Below are 17,120 nucleotides of genomic sequence, written 5' to 3'. Positions count from 1 at the left end.
GCACGACGGCGCAGCTCAAGCGGGTACTGGGAAGGACGTGCCATGACTCGATCCTCTCAAACAATCGAGTCCCCACCGAACCCGGAACGGTTCAGGGCGTCGAGTTGGCGTCCGAGTTGGTGGCGTACTGCGGTCTGGGCCTGGTCGCGTTCCTGGCGTAGCTGTTTGATCTCCTGGCGTGCGAGTTCGAGTTCCGTGCGCAGCGTGGCGGTGGTTGAGGGGTTGGTGGCGGGGGTGTTCTGGCTGGGGGCCGGTCGGGCGGCTTGGCGATGCTGGGCGGCTTGGATGTGTTGGCGGATGGTGTCGTTGTAGGTGAGCCAGGCGGAGACGCCGGCGGTGCGGGCGACGGTGGTGTGGGTGACGGGGCGGCCGTCGCGTTCGAGGGTGGTGATGGCGTCGAGGGCGCGTTGGCGTTTGTCGGCGCTGATGCGGGCGCGGGCTTGGGCGAGGGGGGCCGGGTTGCCGTGGGGATTCACTGGGCTCCGGTGGGGGTGCGGTTGACAACGGTGAGGGGCAGGAGGGGGCTGGGCGCTCCGGCACGGGCTCGGCGCAGCACGGTGCTGGCTTCTTCGAGTGCGGCGCGTTCGTGGGCAGGCATGGCGGCCAGGTATCTGTTCATGCGAGTGAGGACTTGTTCGAAGGCGGTGATCTGGGCGGTGAGGGCGGTGGTGACGAACTCGGCGGCGTCCATCGCCAGGGCGGTTTCGCGGTCGGCGCGCAGTTCGTTGATGTGCTGCTCGATGGCGGGCAGGTAGGAGGGGTCGGGGCGGTAGAAGCCGCAGCCGGCGCACTGGAAGCGGATCGGGCAGGAGCTGCCGCCGGCTTTGACGTTGCTGGGTTCGGTGCAGCCACCGTAGGGGACGGCCACGGAGCGGAGTTCGTAGGCGGTGGCGGAGGTGGGGGCCACCTGCCCGCGGCGGTCGACGACGTGGGCGCTGAGGGTGGTGACGGCAGCGCGCTTTCGCTTCAGGGAGACCTGGTAGTAGCGCTGGGTCATGGCGATGGACTTGTGGTCCATGAGTTCGCGCAGGACGTCGACGGGGGTGCCGGCGTCGGCGTGGCGCTGGGCGTAGGAGTGGCGGAAGGCGTAGGGGTAGATGAGGGTGCGGTCGAAGGGCAGCAGGTTGCCATCGGCGTCGACGCCCTCGGCGTGGATGTCGGGGATGGAGGCGACCCATAGACGCAGGGTCTCGCTGATGTAGCTGGAGGACAGGTGGCCGGCCGCACTCTGGTCGGTGAGGGCGGGGAAGAGGAACCGGTCGCCCGAGGCAGGCAGGTCCAGGTGGCTGCGGCGTTGCTGCCACTCTCGGATGGCCTGGGCCGTTGCGGCAGTGATGGGCAGGCGCCGGCGGTGGCGGCGGCGTTTGTGGTTGTCCCAGATCAGGGAGGTCTGGCCGCGGTCGGTCTCCAGACAGTCGCGGGACAGTGAGGCGACTTCCAGAGGCCGGCGTCCGGTGTCGCGCAGGACGACGTAGACGGTGCGGTAGAGCAGGTGGAGGTCGGCTTCAGGGATGTCGCGCCGGCCGGCGACGCTGCCGCGGCCGATGGCCTCGAGGTGAGCGTCGAGCTGGCGGATAACCGATTCGGGGATAGCCTTGCCGATCTCGTCCTCGTTCTCGTCGTCGCGGCCGACAGTGTGGTGGACAGAGTCGCGGGTGAAGGTACCGGCGAGGTCATTGAGTGCGTCGCTGCGCCGTCCGTAGTCGATGAGCTGGAAGAAGCAGCCGGTGAGGGCATTGCGGTGGCCCGAGCTGTAGGGGGTGCCGTCGAGCTTCAGTGCGGTGCGGAAGGCGTCGACGACGGCGGTTACGTCGGCGAACCGCAAGGTGGTGGGGTCGTTGCCGGCTCCTGGACGCTGAACCAGGGCGCGGGAGGCGATGGTGGTGGCGCGCAGGCTGCGGGTGAAGTCGTCGGTCCGCGGGCGTTCGGTGCACGCCCAGAAACGCAGAAGGCGGCGCAGCCAGGGCTGGTGGATGCTCTGGGTGAGGTCGACGGTGGCGGCGAACTGGCGGGGTTCCTGGCCGCTGACAGCGCACAGGCCGATCTCTCGCAGGTCCAGGACGTCTTCGTTGAAATCGCTGCGGCCGGTGAACTCGTCGAAGCCCGCGCGCAACGCGGTATGAAGCTGCTTGAGCGTGCGGCGGTAGGCGGCGTCCTTGTGCGCGGAGAGGGGGCGGAGTTCGTCGCAGAGCAGGGTGGTGACGTCGGCGTGTTCGCGGACCAGGCCGCGGATCCTGTTCGGGTTCAGGACGCGGGCCCACCGGTCGGCCTGCTGCAGGGCGTAGAGAACCTCGCGGCGCACCAGGTCGGCCAGGGGAACCAGGCTGAACTGGTGGGCAGCGACGTAGGGCGGCTGGTTCTGTGACCATTCGGCGGCCGGGGTGGGGGCGGTGCGGTTGTCGCGAGTCCACGCCCGCGAATGAAAGCCGCACAGCCCGCCGGAGTTGAACGCCGAGCTCGGGCAGGCCGGCACCAGGCAGGGGACCTCGTCGGTGAAAGGGATAGCGATATGGCTCCACCACCGGTCCTCGTTACCTCGGCGCTGGTGGTAGTGCCAGGTGCCGTAGTGCGTGGAGCACAAATTTCGGCAATGCTTGGGACGCACGCACTGCGCACCGTCGCGGGTGACTGCGCAGCGTGCGGTCGCGAGGCCATTGGGCGCCTTGTCGCGCTGGGGAACGTGGGTAGTGGCGAACTCCTCGGCCGTAAGGCTGGAGGCCTTGAGACGGTCCGCGCACATCGCGCAGAAGATGTTGCGGGCGTTGACGACCATGCCGCAGGCCGCTGTACGGCAGGTGGAGGCAGTGGTGCGAGGGTTGTCGAGCCGACCGGTGAACAGCCAGTGTTCCCGGTCCCACTCCCCCGCCCGCCAGGTCGGGTCCGTGTGCTCGCCGAGCCAGGCAGCCCAGGCGGCCGGGTCCGCACCTCCCGGCAGAACCGCCCGGTTCGGTGCAGGCCGCGGTACCGATGGCGTGTCGGGCAGGACCAGCAGCAGGTGCGGCTGCTCGGCGACGGAGCGCGCAGTCACTGGCGCCCCCGGAGCGCCTCGAGCCGGTCGACCGCGGCGCGCGTCTCGATGTCGTCGACGTGCCGGTAGCGCTCCATCGACAGCGGCGACACGTGACCCATGAGGTACTGCACGACATCGCGATCCACCCCCGCGCGAAGCCACGCGGTCGCAGCCGAGTGGCGCAGCATGTGGGGGCGGCAGGCGTGGCGGGCCGCGCGGGCGAGCCGGTCGAACATGTCCTTGGCGTTCGGGTAGGACATCGCCCGCCCGAGCGGCGGGCGGAACAGGTTCACGAACACCATGTCGCCGTCGGCGGCCTCCGGTACGGCATGACGCTCGTACTGGTAGTCGGTGTAGAGGGCGACCAGATCCGCAGTGACGGGGATGGTGCGGGGTTTGCGGGCCTTGGCCAGCGCCTGGTTCGGATTGTCGGTCCTCCGGTGGATGTGGATATGCGGGCCCTCCGTTGTGCAGCCCAGCGCGCGGGAGGAGGCGAGCAGGTGCACGTCCTGGCGGTGCAGCCCGAGGGCCTCACCGATCCGCACCCCCGTACAGGCGAGCAGAGAGATCAGGAACCGGTCCCTCGCCCGGGAGGCGAGGTCGATCATGTGGGCGATCTGGTCGAATGTCAGGTCCTCGTAGCCGGGCTCGGTGATCCGGAAACGGAACGCCGCCGCGTCGATGATGCGGAACTGGTCCCGCTCCCCCGCGTCGTAGCCGGCCGGGGCATGGACCAGATACTTGGACTGCGACAGCAGGCCGGCCACCCTCGGTGCGACCCACCCGTTCGCGACGCCGAACCGCAGAAATCCCGCAACAGCGGTCATCACCGCATTCGCCGTGTTCCGCGACCGGAACACCGGCTTGCCCTGGCGCGGGCGGCGACCGCGAGGCGGCAACGGCTCGGTCACCAGCCATCGCTGAAACCCCGACAGCGACAGAAAGCTCGGCGCACGCCAGTCCAAGCGCCGCTCTGCGCAGTGGTTCAGGTAGAGCGCGATCCGTCCGGCGTATACACGCTCGGTGTTCGGCGACAGTCCGCGCGAGCGCAGCGAGGCGATGAACGCCGTCGCCTCCACCTGCAGGTCGAGCGTCGCGGAATGAGCGACGACCCACCTCGCCTCACCAGTGGTGGGATCGACCGCCCGCTCCGCCATGAACCCTGGATCCATGCCGGGACCCTAGCCACCACAGACCTACCGGGCCGGAGGACGACGAAGGCGTTCATCCCCGCAGGTGACATCCACGCCAAACGTCCCCCACGCAACGGCCCGAGGGGCTACAGGCCATCATCATCCCAGCTCAGACCCATATCAAACGTCCCTCACAGCCAGATCAGCTCTAGATAATGTCGACGCCCTCCGCGACGACCTTGGCGTTCGCCATGATCGCGCACGGGGCCTGGGCGAAACGGGCGAAGACCTCGGCACGCTCCGCGGGGGTGTGGTCGCCGTCGACGTACAGCGTCAGAGGGTCAAGATCCGGGTACAGCTCGGGAGCAGTGGTGCGCAGCAGGCGCAGGGTATGGCCAAGCTCGCGAGTGAACCGCTTCGCATCAGCGACGAGCTGGAAATACACCAAGACCCGCTTCAGGTCTTGCTCGGCCATCGTCTTGAGCACGGCCAGATGCAGAGCCGTGGTGCGCAGCGCATCCCCTCCCCCGGGGGCGGCCGTGGTGGGCAGGTTGAGGCGGGTGCGCAGCTCCTCGTCGCTGATGGTCGGCACGATCACCTGGTAGTCCGCCAGGACGCCGTCGGCGACCGCCTGGGCGAGCGGATACTCGAAGATCTTCTTGCCGTAGACCGGCTCGGAATCCATCGAATTCGCCGACGCATCCACATCCGGCTCCGCGGACCGGCGGCGGCGCGGACGGCGCACGTCCGCCGACTCCGCCAGATCCGGACCACCGAAGATGCGTGGAGTGGCGGTCATGTAGAGGCGGCGGTCAGCGCGGATGCGGGCGTTGTCGTTGACGGCCGCCCACCTCTTGTCCGCACGGCCAGCGATGCGGTGCGCCTCGTCCATGACCGCAAGATCGAACGGCGGCACCGATCGGCCGGTGTGCTGCGCCGCCTCGACCTTGTCCAAAGAGTCATAGGTACAGAACACCGTCACCGCGTCCAGCACCCCGGCGGCGACCGCGGACAGCACCGCGGCCAGGCCGGCGGCATCGCCGGTGGAGCCGACATTCGCCTCGGCCAGACCTGGTTGGGCGCGGGTGTCCATGGAGCAGACCGCGACCATTGCCTCGGCCGGCCGTCTTGGCGCCAGGCCAGCGCGGTCTGCGCGATCAGATCCAGCGTCGGCACCACCACCAAGGTCAGCTGTGATCCGAGCGTGCCCGCCAGACGGATACCGACCAGCGTCTTGCCCGTCCCACACGCAGCGACGTACAACCCTCGCATGCCCGGACGGTGCAGATGCCGCACCGCACGCTCAAGGCCAGCCTGTTGATCCGCACGCAGCACGACCCGCCCTGACGCAGGATCCGAAGCGGCGGGGACGGTGGGGATGGTGGTGCTCATACGAGGCATTCTCCCCGCCCGCGGCTGGGGTGTCCGGGTACCCGTTGAAGTACTTCCTGCAGCAGCGCCCTCCCTGGTGCGCTCCGCCACCATGGGCGCGGCCAGTTGATGTCCGCTCCACGGCAGCTGGAGGGCTACCCGAGCGGTGCCGCTGCCGGACGGCACCGCTGTTCAAGCCGTTCGCGATCAGGCTGGACGAAGGGGTGCGGACCCCGGTCCGGCTCGCCATCGCGGCCCCGCAGCCCAGCGGAGGTTTATTCAGCAAGGGCGAGCTGGACACCCCCTCCAGCCTGCCCAGGACGAGAACATGGCCCGCACGGTCTATGAGAAGACCGCTGCACTGATCGGCATCGACGCGCTGCCCGTACCCCCTCTGCCGTGACGTCAGGGCCTTGACCCCTGGGAACGGCACCTGCTCCGTCCGGTCGCCAGCGGCGCACCGGTGCGCGGCAGGTGCCCGGCCGACTCCTTCGGCCGGGCGGCGGTTCACAGATCGCGGAGCTTGGGCAGGACCTGCTCTCCGACGCGGGCTGTCCAGTCGGCGGGGGCGGGGCCGGAGGGATTGACCCAGACCTGTTGGACGCCGAGTTCGGCGTACTCCCGCATGGCGGCCAGGAAGGCGTCGATGTCGGCGAGGGGGTCGAAGTGCCCGATGATGGTCTTCTTGATCTCGGCGGGGTCCCGACCCTCGGTGTCGCAGTGGCGGGCGAGGACGTCGAGCTTGTGGGCGACCTCGCCAGGGTCGAAGGCGAAGAGGTTGCAGGCGTCCGCGTAGCGGGCGACCAGGCGCAGCGTCTTCTTCTCGCCCATGCCGCCGATCACGATGGGCGGTCCCGCCTGCTGGACAGGGGCCGGTGAGCAGATCGTTTCAGCGAGCCGGTAGTGGTGCCCGGTGTACGGGCCGGTGTCGTCACCCCACATCTGCCGGCAGATCTGCAGGGTTTCTTCCAGGCGCTCAAAGCGTTCGGGTACGGGTGGGAAGGGGACGCCGAGGCCGTGGTGCTCGCGTTCGTACCAGGCGGCTCCGATGCCCAGCATCGCGCGGCCACCGGAGAGTACGTCCAGGGTGGTGACGGTCTTGGCCAGGAGGCCGGGGTGGCGGTAGGTGACGCCGGTGACCAGCAGGCCCAGGGACAGGTGCTGGGTCTGGGCGGCGAGGAAGCCGAGGGTGGTGTAGCCCTCGAGCATCGGGTCGAAGGCGGTGGTTCCGGGTTGTTCCATCTGGAACCAGTGGTCCATCAGCGTCAGCGCCGAGAAGCCCGCCTCGTCGGCGGCGCGGGCGGTGGCGGTCAGTACGGAAGGCAGCGCCTGGGGGCCGCCGGGGACGTCGAACCTGGGCAGATGCAGCGCAATATCCATATTCCTCGGGTCACTTTGCGGTCGGGTGTGCGTCGGGGGTGATGACTCTGCGGACGGCTTCGACCAGGGCGGCCCGGTGGGCGGCCAGGCGGTCGGCCGAGGTGGGGTCGGCGCCGTCGGCGGCCAAGAGGTCGTCCGGGCTGATCAGCCAGCTGGCCGCCATGCCCTGGACGAGGACGAGCAGGTCGGTCGCCGGCAGGCCGCTCGGGTGCGCGGAGCCGTGCTGCCCGGCCATGGCCTGCACCTTCGAGGTGTAGACGTCGGCCGCGTCCGGTCCGATGGCGGGGCGTTCCAGCTGGCGCCACAGGCTCAGCCGCATCGCCTCGGGGTGGGTCAGCAGATGATCGAACATCCGGCCGGCGTAGCCGGGCAGGTCGTCCTCGGTGACCGGGACCTCGGCGATCAGTGTTCCGATCACATGGTGGAGGACGGCGCTGAACAGGCCCTCCTTGTTGCCGAAGTAGACATAGATCATCCGCTTGTTCGCCGCGGCGACTTCGGAGATCCGCTCGATGCGGGCCCCTGCGAAGCCTCGTGCGGAGAACTCCTCCACGGCGGCGTCAAGGATCTTCCTGCGCGTGGCAGCGGCATCTCGTGACATGGCCCCACCTTAAGTAAATAACCAGTTATTGACAATCTCGGCGATCGGGTGTCTGCTGATAAGTATCCGGTTAGTTACCTACGGAAGGAAACCGATGAAGCGCTGGATACTCCCGGCAGACGTGACCGATGCGGCGAAGCTGGTGCTCGACGAGGTGCCGGTGCCGGTGCCGGGGCCCGGCGAGGTGCGCATTCGCGTCCGGGCGATCTCGATGAACTACCGCGACCAGCTGATTCTGAAGGGCCCGTTCGGGCGGCTGCCGGGCCGCGACCTGGTCCCCCTCTCGGATGTCGCCGGTGAGATCGATGCCGTCGGCCCGCAGGTCGAGCAGTGGCGTGTGGGCGACCGGGTCACCAACCTGCACGTGCTCGGCTGGAGCGACGGCCGTCCGCCTGCCGCGTTGGGCCTGGGTCTGGGCGCGCTGGAGGAGGACGGAGTGCTCGCCGAGTACGTCGTCCTGCCTGCCGAACGCGTCATGAAGGCACCGGCGAACCTCGACCACGCCGAGACCGCAACCCTGCCCGTGGCCGCGCTGACCGCCTGGAACGCCCTCTTCGGCGACCAGCCGATCACCGCGGACAGTACCGCCCTGATCATCGGCAGCGGCGGCGTGTCCCTGTTCGCCCTGCAACTTGCCCGCGCCGCCGGCGCCCGCGTCTACGCGGCCGTCCGGAAGGACGCGACGGGCGAGGCGCTGGTCCGACTCGGTGTCGACGGCTTCGTGAACAGCGTCACCGAACCCCAGTGGGGCCAAGCGGTGTTCGAGCTGTCCGGCGGCGTGGACAAGGTGGTCGACATCGTCGGCGTATCGATCATGTCCCAGGCCCTGACCGCGCTCGCGCCCGGCGGCGAGGTCGCCACCCTCGGACTGTTCGACGTTGCAGGCGAGCCGCTGGACGGGTACGCCCTGCTCGGCAAGCAGGCGCGCGTCCGTGGTGTCGCGGTCGGCAGCCGGGCCATGCACGACGACCTCGTGCACTTCGTCGAGACCCACGACATCCACCCGGTGATCGACCAGCGAGTCGACTTCCTCGACGCCCCCGCTGCCTACACCACTCAGACCTCCGCCGGACTGTTCGGCAAGGTCGTCATCGAACTCAGCTGACGCGCCCCATACCGGCGCGGCAGAACGGAAGCCTTTCATGGCCTTCGACAAGGTGCGCATCAACCAGCTCAGCGACCAGGGACTCGCCTGGTTCGCCGAGGTGCTGCGGGTCATCGAGACCCTGGACGTCAACGCGTACGTCGCCTTGATGGCACCGGACGTACGCCTCGTCCTGGACAACGGCGCCCTCACCCTTGAGGGCCACGACGCCGTGCGCACGGCTCTCGCGCAGGGGTGGCAGCAGCTCACCGGCATCGTCCACGACGAACTGAACCTCTACGGCACCGATCACCACTTCGTTCACGAGCCACCAACACCTTCACCTTCGCTGACGGCACGAACACCACCGTGGCCTCCACGGTCTGGATCGACCGCGACGAGCACGGTCGGCTCGCCGGGGCGCGCGTCAACGGCCACACCCTGACCTGCCGGCCGGAGGACGCCGCGATCCTGATGCGCGGCGTCATCGCGGACGAGGTGCCCATCCGCGAGATCGCGCCGCAGCTCCTCCGGTGGGCCGCGGCCTGAACCAGGCCGCCGATGGTTCCCGTCCGGTCTCGGGCGAGGCCGCTCAGAGAGGTGTCCAGGCAGATCCGCTCCTCCCGGCCGGTGTGGTTTCCCAGGGTGGACCCTCCGGCCGCCTGGACCAGGGCGCGTCGTCGTCCGTCTCAGGCGGCCGGGACGGCGTCGTCGACGGAGCCGGGGACGTCGGCGCGGTCACCGGCCTTACGTGCCGGGTTGAGGAAGAGGGCGAGGACGATGCCCACAGCGAGGGTGGGGGCGATCCACAGGTATCCGGTGGCCGTGGCGTGGGCGAAGGCGTCCAGTGCGGTGTCGCGCAGGGCGGCGGGCAGGTGGCCGATGGTGTCGGGACGGGCGGCGGCGAAGCCGCCGTCGGCCGGCAGGTCACGGGTGCGGTCGGCGAAGCCGGTGTTGAGGAGGGTGCCGAAGACGGCGACGCCGAAGGCCGCGCCGATGGAGCGGGCGAAGGTGACCACGGCGCTGGCGGCACCGAGATCGGCGGCGGGCACGCTGTTCTGGACGGTGGTCAGCACCACCATCGGCACCATGCCGATGCCGACACCGGTGATCAGGAAGTAGCCGCTCAGTACGAGGGTGCCGGTGGCCGCCCCGATCGTGCCCAGCAGGAGCAGCCCGGCAAGGTTGCCGAGCAGGCCCGCCAGGAGGATCACCCGCAACCGCCCGGCGTGCGCGGCCCAGCGGCCGGCCAGGGACTGGCTGACGACCAGGCCGGCGACCAGGGGCAGCATGTGGACGCCGGAGAGGGTGGCCGAGACCCCGTGGACGATCTGGAGGTAGGTCGGCAGGTAGACGAGTACGGCGAACATCGCGGCGTTGGCGAGGAACCCGATCAGCGAGGAGAACACCACGGTCCGTGAGGCGAACACGGCCGGCGGCAGGACCGGGGCAGCGGCGCGGCGCTCGACCGGCACCAGCAGCACGGCCAGGACGACGGTGGCGACGATCAGGCCGACGATGGCCGGCGAGCCCCAGCCCCAGCGCTCGCCGAAGGACGTGACCAGGACCAGGCCGGTGGCGATGGCGGCGAGGAGGGTGGCGCCGGGGTAGTCGACGCGGACCCGGGCGCCCCTGGTGGCCGCGGGCAGCGCCCGTGCGGCAATGACCAGGGCGACGACACCCACGGGCAGGTTGACGAGGAAGGCCCACCGCCAGGACAGGTGGTCGGTGAAGACGCCGCCCAGCAGGGGGCCGACGATGCTGGCGACGCCGTAGACCGAACCGAACATACCCTGGTAGCGGCCGCGTTCGCTCGGCGCCACGATGTCACCGACCAGGGCGAAGGTCAGCACGATCATGCCGCCGCCGCCCACGCCCTGCAGCACACGGGCACCGATCAGCTCGGCCAGGTTCTGCGCCAGGCCGCAGAGCGCCGAGGCGACCAGGAAGATCGAGGCCGAGGCGAGGTAGAGCCGCCGACGGCCGAACATGTCGCCGAGCTTGCCCCACAGCGGTGTCGCCGCCGTCGACGCGAGCAGGTACGCGGCACTGACCCACGCTATGTCGTCGAACCCGTTCAGGTCCCGCGCCATCCGGGGCAACGCGGTCGAGACGATCGTCTGGTCCAGGGCCGCGAGGAGGACCGCCAGGATCAGCGCGCTCATCGGCGCTGCGACGCCGCGGGACGCGGGTGATGGAACCTCTTGTGATGTCGACATCGAGACGTGCCTTTCCGGGAGTGGTGCGCAGGGACGCTGTGCCATCCGCCGTTGACCGATGGAGCCCACGGGATGGCACTACCAACGCTATCTGCCACAGTAATGTAGCACTTATAGCGAAGCCCTCTACGCCTGAGAGGCGTTAGATGTCATAGGTTTCACACTCGGCCGTTAGACTCGTTCCGGTGAGAGCCGACGCAGCACGCAATCTGGAAACCGTCCTGACCACCGGGGCGCGCATGCTCGCCGCCGATCCCGGCGCGAGCATCGCGAGCATCGCCACCGAGGCGGGCGTGGACCGGCGCACCGTCTACCGCCGCTTCACATCCCGCGACGAACTCCTCGCGGCCATCTACGAAGCCCGCCTCACGGCCATCGAGCACGCCATCGAGGACGCCCGGCTGCGCGAGGCCCCCGTAGCCGTCGCCCTGCACCGCTACGTCGAGAACGTCATCGCCGTCAACCGCACCTGGCCCGTCGACCTCGCCCGCATGCTCACCGACGACAGCGTCCACGCGCGCCGCGAGGCCTCGGTCCGCGAGGTCGACGCCTTCCTCGAACGCGCCACCGGCGAAGGCCTGTTGCGCCCCGGTCTCGCAGCGGGATGGACGAATGCGCTGCTGCCCCAGCTCATGCACCTGGTCGCCCGGCAACTGCCCGACCTGAGCCCCGCGCAGGCGGCGGACGTCGTCGTCGACACCCTGCTGCACGGCCTCGGAGCGTCCTGACACACCGGCGGCTCCTGCGAATCCCCGGCCGGCGATTCCGCGCGGACACGCCATGCCGGGGTCGCCGACCGCGCCGCCGCCGCCGCGGCGGCGCGTCATCCGGCGCGCCCAGGGCGGGCCGTCTGCCGTGGCCGGCTCCTTCGACGAAACGCCCGGCCAGGGTCACTCGGCGAGGGCGGCCGGAGCCCGCGGGTCCACGAGCGACTCGCTGCGCAACCACGTCGGCGCGGTGACCCCGACCCGCCGGGCCACGCGCAGCCGGTAGGCCCGCAAGCCACGCACACCACACTTGCGCATCCACGCCGCAAGCAACCGCGCATGTCCCACAGGGGTGGAACCTCATCCCATAAGTGCTACAGTCGAGTGACAGATCAAAATCGGTAGCGCAAGCCTCACGGGCCCCGTCGCCCCGCGGTCGGCACCAGAACCCCGGAGGCACTCCAACCGTTCACGGCAGGGCCTGCGCGCCGGACGGCCCGCGAAGGACGACCGGCGCACACAGGCGTGCCCAACGGCCTCCCCACAGGAGCCCGGCCTCCCCGAAACACCCGCAGACCAAGCACCCCACCAAGGAGAGAAATGCCTGTCACCACCCTTGACCCGAAGCCCGCCCTGATCGTCGTCGACCTCCAGAACGGCATCCTCAAGCTGCCCCTCGCGCACCCGGCCGCCGACATACTCGCCCGGAACGCCGAACTGCTCGCGGAATTCCGTCGCCGCGGCCTGCCCGTCGTCCTGGTGAACGTCGCCGGCGGCCCTGCCGGACGCAACGACCTCGGCGCGCGCTTCCCCACCCCGAGCCCGGAGTGGACCGAACTGGCCCCCGAGCTGGATGCCGGCGCGGGCGACCACTTCGTGACCAAGCACGCACGCAGCGCCTTCACCAAGACCGGCCTGGACGAATGGCTGCGCGCGCGGGCCGTGACGCAGGTCGTCATCACCGGCATCGCCACCAGCAGCGGCGTGGAGTCCACAGCCCGCGACGCCCACGAGCAGGGCTACAACGTCACGGTCGCGCTCGACGCCGTGACCGACACCGACAGCGTCGCACACGACCACACCATCGCCAGGATCTATCCGCGCATCGCCGAGACGGGCACCACCAAGGACATCCTGTCCGCACTCGCTGACACGAACTGAGATCCGCGGAAAAGCTTCTGACGTTACGTCACCACGGTGAACCGCGATGGTGACACAGAATGCCGGCCGGCGCGCGGTGAAGACCGCCGGAAGGTCAACGGCGCCGCTCACCCCCTGAGCCGGCCCGTGACGGTGGCAGGTCGCGAGCCTGGCGGGGGTCGGGCCCCAGCCGCCGCAGGCGTTGAAGCAGCATTCGACTGCGTAGCGGCGCCTGCAGGTCTTGGCATCGAACGGGAGCCACGGTTGACCGGCGCCGGCGCTCCGGGACGGTCGCGCCGTTGCCGTGCCGACGGCACCAGGCCACCACCGCCCCCGACAAGCACGCCTTGTCGGCGACCTCCGTCGCCAACCCCAGCCTTCACCAACTACGTTCGCGTCACACCTCATTCCGTCACCTGCTTAACCAGTGATACGGTCTGTATCGGTCTTCGCCGAACCGGGCACCACTCCCACGCCCTCCCCTTGCGCTGCCACCTCCCCGCGCGCACCGACTTACTTGAACGGAAAACCCATGAAACGAGCTCTGACCGTCCTCGCCGCCTGCGTGCCGCTGGCTGCGGCGGTCTACCTGCCGACCGCGTCCGCCGAGCCCGGGAACGGCTCCGGTGCCGCGGCGCCGACCTGCGCGGCGCCGTCCGTGAAGGCCCCGGCCGGTACCGCAGTGGAGTCCGTGACAGCGGCCCGCAAGGAGGGCGGCACCGTCCACGGAAGCGGACTCCTGGGCGGCACGGTCACCGGCGTCCCCGCCTACTGCGAGGTGACGGTCACCCTGACCCACCCCGGCGACAACGACCACGCCAAGGTGCGGACCTGGCTGCCCGTCACCAACTGGAACGGCCGCTTCCAGGCCCTCGGCGGCAGTGCGTACGCGGCCGGGGACAACGGCACCGGGATGGCCACCGCGGTCAAGAACGGTTACGCCGTCACAACCACCGACGCGGGCGTCAGCGACGTCCTCGACGTCAACTGGGCGCTGAACGACGACGGGCAGGTCGACACCGCGCTGCTCAAGAACTTCGCCTCCCGTTCCCAGCACGAGGCGGCGGTCGTCGGGAAGCAGGTCGTCGACGACGTCTACGGCAAGCGCGCCGCCTACGCGTACTTCAACGGCTGCTCCACCGGCGGACGCCAGGGCTACATGGAGGCCCAGCGCTACCCCGACGACTACGACGGCATCCTCGCCAAGGCGCCCGCCGTCAACTGGGACGAGTTCGAGGTCGCCACCCTGTGGCCGCAAGTCGTCATGAACAACGAGAAGACCTACCCGACGGCCTGCGAGTTCAAGGCCTTCACCGACGCCGCCGTGAAGGCGTGCGACCCGCGCGACGGCCTCAAGGACGGCCTGGTCAACGACCCGGCCCGGTGTGACTTCGACCCGCGTCGGCTGATCGGCACCAAGGTCGCCTGCGCCGGCGAGGAGCTGACCGTCACGGCCGCCGACGCGGCCGTGGTCCGCAAGATATGGGACGGCCCCCGCACCCCGTCGGGCAAGAAGCTGTGGCCCGGCGTCCCGGTCGGGGCCGACCTGTCGGCCCTGGCCGGCGTCACCGGCCCCGACGCGAGCGGCGACGTCAAGGGCGCTCCGTTCCCCGTGCCCGAGTTCTGGGTCACCACATGGGTGAAGAAGCAGCCGGCGTTCGACGTGTCGACGATCACGTACGACCGGTTCACCCAGCTGTTCCGGCAGTCCGAAGCCGAGTACGACAAGGTGATCGGCACCGACGACCCCGACCTGTCCGCCTTCCGTGACTCCGGCGGCAAGCTCCTGAGCTGGCACGGCCAGGCCGACCAGTTCATCCCGGCCCAGGGCACGGTCGCGTACCGCAAAAACGTCGAGCGGACGATGGACGGCGCCAAGAAGGTCGACGACTTCTACCGCCTTTTCCTTGCCCCGGCGACGGTCCACTGCGGCCTCAACTCCGGCGACGGCACGACCGACGACCTCGGTGCGCTGAGGACCTGGGTCGAGCACGGCAAGGCCCCCAAGACGCTGCCCGCCACCCTGGTCGACTCCGCCGGGCAGGAGGTCAGCCGTGACCTGTGCAGCTACCCGGCAGTATCCCGCTACGACGGCCACGGCGACCCGGACAAGGCCTCCAGCTTCCGCTGCGTCGCCCCGTCCCCGCACTGACCGCTCCGCAACGGCCTGAGACGGACCGAACCATCATGCGCATACGGCGAACGGCCAGCGCTCGTCCGTGCTGAAGCCGTAACCGAGCCGCCGTACTCCGGTCGCGGCATGGGCCGCCGCGCTCCACGGCCGGCACCCCGTGTTCGGCCAGGTGCCGGCTCGGGCCACGGCAGGGCTTGGCGGAGAGGGTCAGCCGCATCTCGCTGAACAGGTCCGTTCCGAGGGCGTTCCCGGGGTCCGCTTCCTTGCCGTGGAGCACCACCGCCCCGTCCACCACGCCGGCCTGGCCGAACCCGACGACCGCCCGCTCATCCCGACCGCCCGGGCCTTCCTCGCCCAGGTACCGGGCGCCACACAGCCTCCTGGCCACGGATGAGCACCTGCCCGGCCCCGTGGAGCGTTGCCGGTGGCGACCCTCCGGGTGAAGGGGCTCATGCCATCTCGGTCTCCCCGGTGGGTTGTCGGGGACCGGCCCACCCGTACCCCCGCGAGGCCTTCCCCCTCGCGCAGAGCACCGCAGCCCTCTCTGGGCCGCGGTCCTCTGCGGCACTGCCTCAGGCTGGCCACGCCCGCAGCAGCGCCGCCACGCTCTGCACGGTGCACGCCTCGTCGCGCAACTCGTCGAAAAAAGCCCGCACCTCGTCCCAGGTCGGTTTCACCTCGCGGCCGGCGGCCTGCAGATACGCCACCGTCACCGCCACGGCGACCGTCATGTTCGACCGCTCCAGCCACCGCATACCCCCAGAGAGTGCGCCAGCGCCGCCGCCCGTGCCACCGGCCCGTCGTACACGTCCCGGTCGAACAACTGGGCCTTGTGGCGCTCCACCAACGACAAGGGCACGCCGAAGTCGTCGGGGGCCGGATCGTCCTCCCCCGCCTGACTCGCAACGCTCAGGATCCAGCCGAGGTCAACCGCGAGGTTCACGCACGCGCTCCTCGATGAGGTCCCCGAACTCCTCGATCACGTTCGCCGCGGACGCGAGGAACGCCTTCCGGACGGGATCGGTGTCGGACTTCACCAGGTGCTCGATGTACTCCTGGAGGGACATGTGCCGGTTCCCCGCCGCCTGGCGGGCCGCCTCCACCGTGTCCTCGTCCAGCCGGACGTTCAGCTGCGTCTTGGCCATGCAGCGATGCTAGCTCCCGCTAGCCATGATCGGTAGTGTTGTCACAGGGTTCAGGTGTGCTCCCTCGCGCCGGACCTGCTGCTCACCAGCGCCCGCGTCCTGCGCCGCGAATACCCGGGCCGCGTAGGTCGGGTGTACCTCGGCTTCTTGTACGCAAAGTGAAGGATCTCATTTACAGGCTTCCCCTTTGGCTCGCCCACGGGGTCGGCTGGCAGGTGCATGAAGATCGCGAAGCCGCCCTTGGCTGGTTGAGGCCGCAGACCGTCGTCAGTCGTTCTCGGTATCTCTTGACGACCCGGGAGCGGCGGCACCGGAGCCTACGGCAATCCGGCGGACGATCTTGGAGAGCGAGCCGGTGTAGGTCGTGCCCAAGGATGTGACAGTCCCCGGGAAGGGGCCGGGGCCGTGGCGCAGTGCACTGACGTAGTTCTCGGGCAAGAGGACCCTGTCGCCCACCTCAAGGCGGCCAGGTCCGGTCCAGCGGTAGCCGTATCCTCCACGGTTACGGCCTGGCAGCCGTCAACCTCGTAACGTCGTGTCGCAGCGTCCAGCTTCTCATGCAGGTCGGCTATCTTCCGCTCGAGATGCTGGACACTCAGCTGGGCCGACCGTTCTTGCCACTCGCGTGCTTTCTGCTCTCCTGCGCGCATCCCTTTCAGAATGCGTCCACTATGTCTTTCTCATGGGCCGTGGTGTGCAGCTTGCAGGCGAATCCCGGCCCGGAAAACTGGGCGCGGCACGGAGCCCCCGACTTGGTCGGGCGCCCGCACGGACGCTGACGCATGTCTTCAAACACTCCAGATTCCTTCCGTTCTAGATGGCCCATAGCCTGGTGGAAGCTTGTCCGCGGCTGCTGCGCAGTGGGGCGGGGTGGCGCGGCGTGCGGTGCAGGCCGGGACGGAGCCGGAGAGGGTGTTCGCGCTGGCGCATGCGGTGGTGGGAGCAGGCCTTGCACTGGGAGCGGGAGGAGGTCTGGCCGCGGCGGCGGCTGCACCTGGTCGCGGGCGGCGATGCCGGGGGCGATCTGGACTGGTGGCGGATCGTGGGGCGGGACGCGGTCGTCTTCCCCGAGGTGGTCGCTGTCGGCGACGGTTGAAATGAGGTTCTGGATCACTTTCCGTGCTGGGGCCACGGAGGGTCACCGAAACCGCGATCATGAACGGCCTCACGCTGCGAGGAGGATCCGCTTGCGTAGG

16 protein-coding genes and 1 pseudogene are annotated in these 17,120 nt (G+C 69.7%); 6 read left to right on the top strand and 11 right to left on the bottom strand.

All coding sequences use genetic code 11. The annotated features are described in order from the left end of the window. Positions 1-56: 56 nt before the first annotated feature. The 7 genes from ACFZAU_RS41345 to ACFZAU_RS41315 all read right to left on the bottom strand — a co-directional run bounded on the left by ACFZAU_RS41345 (position 57) and on the right by ACFZAU_RS41315 (position 7,495). Positions 57-476 (bottom strand): DUF6262 family protein, encoded by a 420-nt coding sequence (locus tag ACFZAU_RS41345; RefSeq protein WP_500556531.1) that lies wholly within the window; start codon positions 474-476, stop codon positions 57-59. Continuing rightward, entirely contained in the window at positions 473-2,773 is a 2,301-nt protein-coding gene (locus ACFZAU_RS41340) for a tyrosine-type recombinase/integrase (RefSeq protein ID WP_500556530.1), read from the bottom strand. Before ACFZAU_RS41340 ends, ACFZAU_RS41345 begins: the two co-directional genes overlap by 4 nt. Before the next feature lie 251 nt (positions 2,774-3,024). Continuing rightward, positions 3,025-4,182: a tyrosine-type recombinase/integrase gene (locus ACFZAU_RS41335; protein WP_500556529.1), complete on the bottom strand. Its 1,158-nt coding sequence runs from the start codon at positions 4,180-4,182 to the stop codon at positions 3,025-3,027. A gap of 169 nt (positions 4,183-4,351) precedes the next feature. Beyond that, positions 4,352-5,236: a DEAD/DEAH box helicase family protein gene (locus ACFZAU_RS41330; RefSeq protein WP_500556528.1), complete on the bottom strand. Its 885-nt coding sequence runs from the start codon at positions 5,234-5,236 to the stop codon at positions 4,352-4,354. Beyond that, the gene (locus ACFZAU_RS41325) at positions 5,122-5,535 is read right to left on the bottom strand and encodes a DEAD/DEAH box helicase family protein (protein WP_500556527.1); all 414 of its coding nucleotides are present in this window, start codon (positions 5,533-5,535) and stop codon (positions 5,122-5,124) included. The genes ACFZAU_RS41330 and ACFZAU_RS41325 overlap by 115 nt, the downstream gene beginning before the upstream one ends. A 486-nt stretch (positions 5,536-6,021) precedes the next feature. Further along, positions 6,022-6,894: an LLM class F420-dependent oxidoreductase gene (locus ACFZAU_RS41320; RefSeq protein ID WP_500556526.1), complete on the bottom strand. Its 873-nt coding sequence runs from the start codon at positions 6,892-6,894 to the stop codon at positions 6,022-6,024. A 10-nt stretch (positions 6,895-6,904) separates the two neighbouring features. After that, positions 6,905-7,495 (bottom strand): TetR/AcrR family transcriptional regulator, encoded by a 591-nt coding sequence (locus ACFZAU_RS41315; protein WP_500556525.1) that lies wholly within the window; start codon positions 7,493-7,495, stop codon positions 6,905-6,907. Between the two features lie 94 nt (positions 7,496-7,589). On the opposite strand from ACFZAU_RS41315, the gene ACFZAU_RS41310 reads away from it, so the two are divergent. Next, complete coding sequence (locus ACFZAU_RS41310) at positions 7,590-8,600, top strand: zinc-dependent alcohol dehydrogenase family protein (protein WP_500556524.1); 1,011 nt, start codon at positions 7,590-7,592, stop codon at positions 8,598-8,600. Here the strand turns inward: ACFZAU_RS41310 and ACFZAU_RS41305 are convergent. Further along, positions 8,593-8,904 carry a hypothetical protein gene (locus ACFZAU_RS41305; protein ID WP_500556523.1) on the bottom strand — a complete coding sequence of 104 codons (312 nt, stop codon included), beginning with the start codon at positions 8,902-8,904 and terminating at the stop codon, positions 8,593-8,595. The genes ACFZAU_RS41310 and ACFZAU_RS41305 overlap by 8 nt on opposite strands. A 44-nt stretch (positions 8,905-8,948) precedes the next feature. On the opposite strand from ACFZAU_RS41305, the gene ACFZAU_RS41300 reads away from it, so the two are divergent. Continuing rightward, positions 8,949-9,128, top strand: a complete 180-nt coding sequence (locus ACFZAU_RS41300) for a hypothetical protein (protein ID WP_500556522.1) — start codon at positions 8,949-8,951, stop codon at positions 9,126-9,128. A gap of 140 nt (positions 9,129-9,268) precedes the next feature. Here the strand turns inward: ACFZAU_RS41300 and ACFZAU_RS41295 are convergent, their stop codons facing one another. Next, complete coding sequence (locus ACFZAU_RS41295; RefSeq protein ID WP_500556521.1) at positions 9,269-10,798, bottom strand: MDR family MFS transporter; 1,530 nt, start codon at positions 10,796-10,798, stop codon at positions 9,269-9,271. Between the two features lie 239 nt (positions 10,799-11,037). On the opposite strand from ACFZAU_RS41295, the gene ACFZAU_RS41290 reads away from it, so the two are divergent. From ACFZAU_RS41290 to ACFZAU_RS41280, 3 genes are all read left to right on the top strand, one after another. Further along, positions 11,038-11,526, top strand: a complete 489-nt coding sequence (locus ACFZAU_RS41290; RefSeq protein ID WP_500556532.1) for a TetR/AcrR family transcriptional regulator — start codon at positions 11,038-11,040, stop codon at positions 11,524-11,526. Positions 11,527-12,105: 579 nt separating this feature from the next. After that, positions 12,106-12,666, top strand: coding sequence for a cysteine hydrolase family protein (locus tag ACFZAU_RS41285; protein ID WP_500556520.1), 561 nt, complete (start codon positions 12,106-12,108; stop codon positions 12,664-12,666). Positions 12,667-13,177: 511 nt separating this feature from the next. Then, a complete protein-coding gene (locus ACFZAU_RS41280) occupies positions 13,178-14,797 on the top strand; it encodes a tannase/feruloyl esterase family alpha/beta hydrolase (RefSeq protein ID WP_500556519.1) in 1,620 nt (539 codons plus the stop codon). Between the two features lie 554 nt (positions 14,798-15,351). Here ACFZAU_RS41280 and ACFZAU_RS41275 read toward each other — a convergent pair. Together ACFZAU_RS41275 and ACFZAU_RS41270 are read right to left on the bottom strand one after the other, a co-directional pair. Next, positions 15,352-15,722: pseudogene (locus ACFZAU_RS41275) on the bottom strand (fic family toxin-antitoxin system, toxin component). Next, positions 15,706-15,924, bottom strand: a complete 219-nt coding sequence (locus ACFZAU_RS41270) for a DUF6364 family protein (RefSeq protein WP_018559404.1) — start codon at positions 15,922-15,924, stop codon at positions 15,706-15,708. The pseudogene ACFZAU_RS41275 and the gene ACFZAU_RS41270 overlap by 17 nt, the downstream one beginning before the upstream one ends. Positions 15,925-16,852: 928 nt before the next feature. On the opposite strand from ACFZAU_RS41270, the gene ACFZAU_RS41265 reads away from it, so the two are divergent. After that, a complete protein-coding gene (locus ACFZAU_RS41265) occupies positions 16,853-17,020 on the top strand; it encodes a hypothetical protein (protein WP_500556518.1) in 168 nt (55 codons plus the stop codon). Positions 17,021-17,120: the final 100 nt, after the last annotated feature.

Source organism: Streptomyces sp. NPDC008238 (assembly GCF_042956445.1).
GTDB lineage: Bacteria > Actinomycetota > Actinomycetes > Streptomycetales > Streptomycetaceae > Actinacidiphila.
The sequence above is the reverse complement of the archived record's forward strand: the minus strand, read 5'-3'. Positions and strand labels throughout refer to the sequence as shown.